The organism is Actinotalea sp., from assembly GCF_035443605.1.
GTDB lineage: Bacteria > Actinomycetota > Actinomycetes > Actinomycetales > Cellulomonadaceae > Actinotalea.
The window spans coordinates 26087-34209 of sequence record NZ_DAORSQ010000014.1; the positions used below are offsets into that span (position 1 = coordinate 26087).

8 protein-coding genes are annotated in these 8123 nt (G+C 73.7%); all 8 read left to right on the forward strand.

Going from position 1 to position 8123, the window contains the following annotated elements; all coding sequences use genetic code 11:
- Positions 1 to 46: 46 nt before the first annotated feature.
- The 8 genes from PKY62_RS03015 to PKY62_RS03050 all read left to right on the forward strand — a co-directional run bounded on the left by PKY62_RS03015 (position 47) and on the right by PKY62_RS03050 (position 8122).
- The gene (locus PKY62_RS03015; RefSeq protein ID WP_324534718.1) at positions 47 to 571 is read left to right on the forward strand and encodes a SurA N-terminal domain-containing protein; all 525 of its coding nucleotides are present in this window, start codon (positions 47 to 49) and stop codon (positions 569 to 571) included.
- Positions 572 to 581: 10 nt separating this feature from the next.
- Positions 582 to 1289: a nucleoside triphosphate pyrophosphohydrolase gene (locus tag PKY62_RS03020; protein ID WP_324534720.1), complete on the forward strand. Its 708-nt coding sequence runs from the start codon at positions 582 to 584 to the stop codon at positions 1287 to 1289.
- A complete protein-coding gene (locus PKY62_RS03025; RefSeq protein ID WP_324534722.1) occupies positions 1286 to 2842 on the forward strand; it encodes a Re/Si-specific NAD(P)(+) transhydrogenase subunit alpha in 1557 nt (518 codons plus the stop codon). The genes PKY62_RS03020 and PKY62_RS03025 overlap by 4 nt, the downstream gene beginning before the upstream one ends.
- The gene (gene pntB, locus PKY62_RS03030; protein WP_324534724.1) at positions 2842 to 4260 is read left to right on the forward strand and encodes a Re/Si-specific NAD(P)(+) transhydrogenase subunit beta; all 1419 of its coding nucleotides are present in this window, start codon (positions 2842 to 2844) and stop codon (positions 4258 to 4260) included. Before PKY62_RS03025 ends, pntB begins: the two co-directional genes overlap by 1 nt.
- A gap of 223 nt (positions 4261 to 4483) precedes the next feature.
- Positions 4484 to 5764: a phosphopyruvate hydratase gene (gene eno / locus PKY62_RS03035; protein WP_324534726.1), complete on the forward strand. Its 1281-nt coding sequence runs from the start codon at positions 4484 to 4486 to the stop codon at positions 5762 to 5764.
- Positions 5765 to 5985: 221 nt separating this feature from the next.
- The gene (locus PKY62_RS03040; RefSeq protein WP_324534728.1) at positions 5986 to 6660 is read left to right on the forward strand and encodes an FtsB family cell division protein; all 675 of its coding nucleotides are present in this window, start codon (positions 5986 to 5988) and stop codon (positions 6658 to 6660) included.
- On the forward strand, positions 6657 to 7145 hold the full coding sequence (locus PKY62_RS03045) for a DUF501 domain-containing protein (protein ID WP_324534730.1): 489 nt from the start codon (positions 6657 to 6659) through the stop codon (positions 7143 to 7145). Before PKY62_RS03040 ends, PKY62_RS03045 begins: the two co-directional genes overlap by 4 nt.
- A gap of 20 nt (positions 7146 to 7165) precedes the next feature.
- Positions 7166 to 8122: a Ppx/GppA phosphatase family protein gene (locus PKY62_RS03050; protein WP_324534733.1), complete on the forward strand. Its 957-nt coding sequence runs from the start codon at positions 7166 to 7168 to the stop codon at positions 8120 to 8122.
- The last annotated feature ends 1 nt before the right edge of the window (position 8123 follow it).

Genomic DNA, 8123 nt, shown 5'->3' on the forward strand with positions numbered 1-8123 from the left:
GCGGACCCGCCGTCGGGCTGGCCGCCGAACGAGGAGGTCGGGACTGGTGCGTCTCATCGCTGTCGTGGCGCTCGTGGGAGCCGCGGGGATTCTCGCGGGCTGCTCGGTCTCGCCAGGGGACGCCGCCGTCGTCGGTGACCGCCGCATCTCCCAGGCCTACCTCGAGCAGGCCACCACAGAGCTCGCACCCCTGCTGAGCAACCCCGAGCCCGCCAGCGTGCTGTCCGTGCTCGTCGTGGCCCCGACGTTCATCGACGCCGCAGCAGAGCACGGCGTGGGCGTCTCGGCCGACGAGGCCCGCACGTTGCTCGAGGAGAGCGCGGTCTCGGCCGGCATCGACCCCGTGCCGGCGTTCGGCGAGGCCGCCCTCGAGGTGGCCCTGTTCTCCCTGTCGCTGCAGAACCTCCAGGGCCTGCCGGACGGCGACGTCGTCGTCGCCGAGGTCCAGGCGGCCTCCGCGGAGCTGGACGTCGACGTCAACCCGCGCTACGGCAGCCTCGACCCCGCGACCGGGCAGATCAGCGCGACGACACCCGACTGGATCGTCCCCGCCGCCGCCGTCGCACCGTGAGGGTCGGTCGGTGAGCACGCCCGACCTGGCGGCCCTGGCGGACCTCGTCGCGGTGATGGACCGTCTGCGCGGGCCCGGCGGGTGCCCGTGGGACGCCGAGCAGACCCATGCGTCGCTCATCGCCTACGCGGTCGAGGAGGTCTTCGAGGTCGCCGAGGCGATCGAGACCGACGACCGTGCCGGGCTGCGCGAGGAGCTCGGTGACCTGCTGCTCCAGGTGGTCTTCCACGCACGGGTCGCCCAGGAGCACCCCACCGAGCCGTTCGACCTCGACGACGTCGCCGCCGGGATCGCCGCGAAGCTGCGGCGCCGTCACCCGCACGTCTTCGGCGACGCGCGCGTGCGCGACGCGGAGCACGTCCACCAGCGGTGGGAGCAGATCAAGGCGCAGGAGAAGTCCCGCGACTCCGTGCTCGACGGCGTCCCCGTCGCCCTGCCGGCGCTGGCCCGCGCGCAGAAGGTCGTCGGCCGCGTGCGGCGGGCCGGGCTGCCGCTCGAGCTGCCGGCCGGACCGGTCGACGCCGCCGACGGCCTCGGCCGCGAGCTGCTGGACCTCGTGCTGCGTGCGCAGGCGCTGGGCGTCGATGCGGAGGGTGCGCTGCGCGGCGTCGTCCGGGACCTTGAGGCCGGTGTGCGGGCGGTCGAGGCACGGCAGGATGGGGCCGGCGACGGGGCCCGTCCCGCCCCGGCACGGCACGACGAGGAGAGTCCGCGATGAGGATCGGCGTCCCGAGAGAGTCCCGACCCGGCGAGCGGCTGGTGGCAGCGAGCCCCAAGACCGTCGGGCAGCTGTGCGCGCTGGGCTACGACGTCGTGGTGCAGGCGGGCGCCGGAGCGCTCGCGAGCTTCGCGGACGAGGCGTACCTGGCGGCCGGCGCGAAGATCGGTGACGTCGACGAGGTGTGGGCCAGCGAGGTGGTGACCTGCGTGGCGCCGCCGGCGACGATCCCGACCATGGCACCGGGCGCGACGCTCGTGGCGATGATGGGCCCCGGCGGTCACCCGGAGCTCGTGAGCGAGCTCGCCGAGCGCGGGGTCACGGGCATGGCGCTGGACGCCGTGCCGCGGATCAGCCGCGCGCAGGCGCTGGACGTGCTCTCCACGCTGTCGAACGTCGCGGGCTACCGCGCGGTCATCGAGGCGGCGAGCGAGTTCGGCGGGATGTTCACCGGTCAGGTGACCGCCGCGGGAAAGACCAACCCGGCGCAGGTCTTCGTCATCGGCGCGGGCGTGGCCGGGCTGGCGGCGATCGGCGCCGCGGGCAGCCTCGGCGCCCAGGTCCGTGCCTTCGACGTGCGGCCCGAGGTCGGCGAGCAGATCGAGTCGATGGGCGCGGCGTTCGTCCAGGCCAAGGCCGCCCAGCAGGAGGTCAGCGCCGACGGCTACGCCGGGGCGCTGAGCGAGGAGCAGGAGCGCGCGACCGCGGCGATGTACGCGACGGAGTCCGCCAAGGCCGACGTCGTCATCACCACCGCGCTGGTGCGCGGGAACGCGCCCCGCACCATCACCGCGGCGATGGTCGCCGCGATGCGGCCCGGCAGCGTCATCGTGGACCTGGCGGCATCGGGCGGCGGCAACTGCGAGCTGACCGTGCCCGGCGAGCGCGTCGTCACGGAGAACGGCGTCGTCATCGTCGGCTACACCGACCTCACCAGCCGCATGCCCCAGCACACGTCCCAGCTGTTCGGCACGAACATCGTGCACCTCATGACGCTGCTCACCCCGGGAAAGGACGGGCAGCTGGTGCTCGACCTGGAGGACCCGGTGCAGCGCGGCATGACCGTCGCGCACGACGGCGCCGTGCTCTGGCCGCCGCCCCCGGTGCAGGTCTCGGCTGCCCCGGCCGCCCCGGCAGCGGTGGCGGTGGTGGACCCGGCCGAGCAGGCGCGGCTGGCGGCGCTCGCGGTCGAGGAGAAGCGTCGGCGTGGGCAGCGCCGGCTGATCGGCTACGGCATCGGCGCCCTGCTCGTCGTCGCGGCGCTGACGGCGGCCCCGGCCTCGTTCGCCGGGCACTTCACGGTGTTCGCCCTCGCCGTCGTCGTGGGCTACTACGTCATCTCGAACGTGTCCCACTCGCTGCACACCCCGCTGATGGCCCAGACCAACGCCATCTCGGGGATCATCCTGGTCGGCGCGCTGCTGCAGCTCGGCTCGGACGACCTGCTCGTGGCCTCCCTCGCGTTCGTCGCGGCGTCGGTGGCCTCCATCAACATCTTCGGTGGGTTCCTCGTGGCCTACCGCATGATCGGGATGTTCAGGAAGGACGCCTGATGCTCACCCAGCTGGCGCAGGCCGTCTACGTCGTGGCGGCCGTGCTGTTCATCCTGTCCCTCGCGGGTCTGTCCAAGCAGACCACCGCGCGCGGCGGCAACCTGCTCGGCATGGTCGGCATGGGCCTGGCCCTGGCCGCCACCGTCGTGCTGGCCCTGGTGCGCTCGGAGCGTCCGGCGCTCGTCACCGCGCTGCTCGTGGCGATGGTCTTCGCGATCGGCGCCGCGGCGGGGATCTGGCGGGCGCGGTCGGTCGAGATGACCCAGATGCCCGAGATGATCGCGATCCTGCACTCGTTCGTCGGCCTGGCGGCCGTGCTCGTGGGGATCAACTCCTACCTCACCGAGCCCGCGGCGATCGTGCACCAGGTCGAGGTGTTCCTCGGCGTGCTCATCGGCGCGGTGACCCTGACCGGCTCGGTCGTGGCGTACCTCAAGCTGTCCGCGAAGATCAGCTCGGCCCCGTTGACGCTGCCCGGCCGCAACATGCTCAACCTCGGTGCGTTGCTCGCCTCGGCCGGCCTCATGGTCTGGTTCGTCGCGGCCAACGCCGTGGTGCCGCTGCTCGTCATGACCGTCATCGCGCTGGCCCTGGGCTGGCACCTGGTCGCCTCGATCGGCGGCGGGGACATGCCCGTGGTCGTCTCGATGCTCAACTCGTACTCCGGGTGGGCGGCGGCTGCGGCCGGCTTCATGCTGAGCAACGACCTGCTCATCGTCACGGGCGCCCTGGTGGGCTCCTCCGGTGCGATCCTGTCCTACATCATGTGCCGGGCGATGAACCGCTCGTTCATCAGCGTCATCCTCGGCGGGTTCGGGGTCGAGGCCGGCACCGTCGTCGCCTCGACGGGCGAGCAGGGCGAGCACCGCGAGACCACCGCGCCCCAGGTCGCCGAGATGCTGCTCGAGGCCAGGACGGTCGTCATCACCCCCGGCTACGGGATGGCCGTCGCCAAGGCCCAGTACCCCGTGGCCGACCTCACCGCGCGGCTGCGCGCCGCCGGGGTGCACGTGACCTTCGGCGTCCACCCGGTCGCGGGCCGGCTGCCGGGGCACATGAACGTGCTGCTGGCCGAGGCCAAGGTGCCGTACGACATCGTCCTGGAGATGGACGAGGTCAACCCCGACCTGCCGGGCACGGACGTCGTGCTCGTCATCGGGGCCAACGACACGGTCAACCCGGCCGCGCTGGAGGACCCGGGCTCCCCGATCGCCGGCATGCCCGTCATCGAGGTGTGGAAGGCCAAGCACGTCGTGGTCTTCAAGCGCTCGATGGCCACCGGCTACGCCGGGGTGCAGAACCCGCTGTTCTTCCGCGAGAACACCGAGATGCTGTTCGGCGACGCCAAGACCCAGGTCGACGCCATCGTCGCGGCGCTCGCCGCGCAGACCGCACCCGCGGCGGTGCCCGCGGGTTGAGACCCCGCGGGCACGGATCGCGACGCGATCCGTGCACAGCACCCGGACGCGGGCCGAACAGCCACCGAACGTCCCGACCACCGACCACCCGTGCGCACTAGGGTGGTCGGTGGCCGGTCGACGAGGACCGGCGGCCCGTAGCCCGGCCGCCGCGCGTTCGATGCGAGCGCACGGCGCCTGGTGAGCAGCACATCCACCGAACCGCTCGACCGAAGGAGCTTCCATGGCCACGATCGAGGCCGTAGGCGCCCGCGAGATCCTTGACTCGCGCGGCAACCCCACTGTGGAGGTCGAGGTCGCCCTCGACGACGGCACCATCGCCAGGGCAGGTGTGCCCTCGGGCGCGTCCACCGGTGCGTTCGAGGCCGTCGAGCGTCGCGACGGCGACAAGGGCCGGTACCTCGGCAAGGGCGTCCAGGACGCGGTCGCCGCGGTCATGGACGAGATCGCCCCCGAGCTCATCGGCTTCGAGGCCAGCGAGCAGCGCCTGGTGGACCAGGCGCTCATCGACCTCGACGGCACGCCCAACAAGGGCAAGCTCGGCGCCAACGCCATCCTCGGCGTCTCGATGGCCGTGGCCAAGGCCGCTGCCGACTCGGCCGACCTGCCGCTGTTCCGCTACCTCGGCGGCCCCAACGCGCACGTGCTGCCCGTCCCGATGATGAACATCCTCAACGGTGGGTCGCACGCCGACTCCAACGTCGACATCCAGGAGTTCATGGTCGCGCCGATCGGCCCGACCACCTACCGCGAGGCCCTGCGCACCGGCGCCGAGGTCTACCACTCCCTCAAGTCCGTGCTGAAGAGCAAGGGTCTCGGCACCGGCCTCGGCGACGAGGGCGGCTTCGCCCCCAACCTGCCGAGCAACCGCGACGCCCTGGACCTCATCCTCGTCGCCATCGAGAAGGCCGGCTTCACGCCGGGCAAGGACGTCGGCCTCGCGCTCGACGTCGCGGCGACCGAGTTCTTCAAGGACGGCGCCTACCAGTTCGAGGGCAAGGCCAGCACGCCCGCCGAGATGATCGCCTTCTACGCGAAGCTCGTCGCGGACTACCCGCTGGTCTCCATCGAGGACCCGCTGTCCGAGGACGAGTGGGACTCCTGGGGCGAGCTCGTCTCCCTCGTGGGCGACAAGGTCCAGATCGTCGGCGACGACCTGTTCGTCACCAACCCGGAGCGGCTGGCCAAGGGCATCGCCCTGAAGTCCGCCAACTCGCTGCTGGTCAAGCTCAACCAGATCGGCACGCTCACCGAGACGCTCGACGCCGTGACGATGGCGCAGCGCGCCGGGTTCACCGCGATGGTCTCGCACCGCTCCGGCGAGACCGAGGACGTCACCATCGCCGACCTGGCCGTGGCGACCAACTCGGGCCAGATCAAGACCGGTGCCCCCGCCCGTGGCGAGCGCATCAACAAGTACAACCAGCTGCTCCGCATCGAGGAGGAGCTGGACGACGCCGCCCGCTACGCCGGTGCGAGCGCCTTCCCGCGGTGGAAGGCCTGAGCATCGCTGCAGCCGGCCGCACCAGCCGGTAGCACGTCCCGCAGGGCCCGGTCGATCCGTCGACCGGGCCCTGCGGCGTCCCGGTGCGGACGGGCACGCACGAGCAGGCACGGGCATGCACGGGCATGCACGGGCACGGCGGGGTGCGGTCGGGGGAGCGCCCGCGCGAACCGCCGGGGGCGGTCGGCCGGATCCCGACCGCGCCGGGGCACAATCGACCCATGTCTCGCCGGCCCTCGCCCCCGCACGCCCGGACCGCGGCCCCCGCGGCCGCGGCGGCCCCGCGCGCGGCCACCCCGCGCGCCCCGACGGCGACGCGGCAGTCGCCGTCGGCCCGACCGGCGCGCACCGCGCACCGGGCCGCGACCCGGCCGGGCGGCGCGCGCACCACGCGCGCGGCGGCCGTGCCCGGCGAGAGCGAGGCCTCGGGCGGCGGCTGGGCCCGGGTGTTCTCCGTCCGTGCGATGGTGCTCGGCGTCGTGCTCCTCGTCGCGTTCTCGATGCTCTTCCCGACGGTCCGCGCCTACCTCGGCCAGCGCGCCGAGCTCGACACCCTCGCGGCCCAGGTCGCGGCGGCGGAGCAGCAGGAGGAGGTCCTCGCCGCGGACCTCGACCGGTGGGGCACCGACGCGTACGTCGCGGCGCAGGCGCGGGAGCGGCTCTCGTACGTGCTGCCGGGGGAGACGGCCTACCGTGTCATCGACCCCGAGGTGGTCGTCGACGTGCCGGCGCTCGAGAGCCAGGTGCCCGGCGTGGTGAGCGGCCCAGCCCTGCCGCCCGGCGGCGCGGTGGCGCCCTGGTACGCCACGGTCTGGGAGTCCGTGCAGCTCGCCGGCGCGGCGCGCGTGCCGACGCAGGCCGAGACGGAGGCCGCCGAGGCTGTGGTCGCGCCGTGACCGACGTGAGCGCGCAGGACCTCGCCACCCTCGCCGAGCAGCTCGGCCGCGAGCCGCGCGGCGTGGTGGGCGTGGCGGCGCGCTGCGTGTGCGGCCGGCCCACCGTCGTCCGCACGGCGCCGCGACTGGATGACGGCACGCCGTTCCCCACGACCTTCTACCTCACGCATCCGCGCGCGGTCGCCGCGGTCTCCACGCTCGAGGCCTCCGGCGTGATGCGCGAGATGACCGAGCGGCTGGCGCACGACGACGAGCTCGCCGCGGGGCACCGCCGCGCGCACGAGCACTACCTCGCTGCCCGCGCCGAGCTGGGCGAGGTCGCCGAGATCGCCGGGATCTCCGCCGGCGGGATGCCCACTCGCGTCAAGTGCCTGCACGTGCTCGTCGGCCACGCGCTCGCCGCCGGCCCCGGCGTCAGCCCGCTGGGCGACGAGGCGCTGGCGCTCATCGCGGGCACGTGGCGCCCGGGCGTCTGCACCTGCTGAGGGATGGCAGGCTTGCGGCCATGATCCGAGTGGCTGCCATCGACTGCGGGACCAACTCCATCCGGCTGCTCGTCGCCGACGTGGACGTCGCCGCCGGGACGCTGACCGACGTGGTGCGCACCATGGAGGTGGTGCGCCTGGGCCAGGGGGTGGACCGCACCGGGCGGATCGCGCCCGAGGCCCTCGAGCGCACGCTCGACGCGACCCGGCGCTACGCCGCGACGTGCGCAGAGCTGGGGGTCGAGCGGATCCGGTTCGTGGCGACGTCTGCCTCGCGCGACGCCGAGAACCGGCAGGAGTTCGTGGACGGCGTGCGCGCGGCGATCGGCGTCGAGCCCGAGGTGGTCGACGGCCAGGAGGAGGCGCGCCTGTCGTTCCGGGGCGCCACGGGCGTGCTCGCCGGCCGGCACCCCGGGCCGTTCCTCGTCGTCGACCTGGGCGGTGGCTCGACGGAGATGGTCCTCGGCACCACGTCCCCGGCGGCCTCGGCCTCGATGGACGTGGGCTGCGTGCGGATGACCGAGCGGCACCTGCACGACGAGAACCCCACGCCCGACCAGGTCGCGGCGGCCAGCGCCGACGTCGTCGCGGCGCTCGAGGCTGCGGGCAGGGTGGTCCCGTTCGGCCGGGCCGCGACGCTCGTCGGGCTGGCCGGGACGGTGACGACCGTCACCGCGCACGCGCTGGACCTGGAGCGCTACGACCCCGCCCGCATCGACGGCTCCGTGCTGGGCGTGGACCGGGTGCTCGACTCGTGCCGGGCCCTCATCGGGATGAGCCGCGCGCGCCGCGAGGTGCTGCCGTTCATGCACCCGGGGCGGGTGGACGTCATCGTCGCCGGTGCCCTGGTGTGGTCCAACGTCATCTCGCACGTGCGGGCGGAGGTCGCCCGCGCCGGCGGGAACCTGAGGACGATCGTCACGTCCGAGCACGACATCCTCGACGGCATCGCCTGGAGCGCAGCCGAGCGCGGCTGAG

What these genes read in the sequence shown, in the direction of transcription:
- PKY62_RS03025 (WP_324534722.1), top strand. Translation starts at nt 1,286, where the DNA reads ATGAGGATCGGCGTCCCGAGAGAGTCCCGACCCGGCGAGCGGCTGGTG.
- pntB (WP_324534724.1), top strand. Translation starts at nt 2,842, where the DNA reads ATGCTCACCCAGCTGGCGCAGGCCGTCTACGTCGTGGCGGCCGTGCTG.
- eno (WP_324534726.1), top strand. Translation starts at nt 4,484, where the DNA reads ATGGCCACGATCGAGGCCGTAGGCGCCCGCGAGATCCTTGACTCGCGC.
- PKY62_RS03040 (WP_324534728.1), top strand. Translation starts at nt 5,986, where the DNA reads ATGTCTCGCCGGCCCTCGCCCCCGCACGCCCGGACCGCGGCCCCCGCG.
- PKY62_RS03050 (WP_324534733.1), top strand. Translation starts at nt 7,166, where the DNA reads ATGATCCGAGTGGCTGCCATCGACTGCGGGACCAACTCCATCCGGCTG.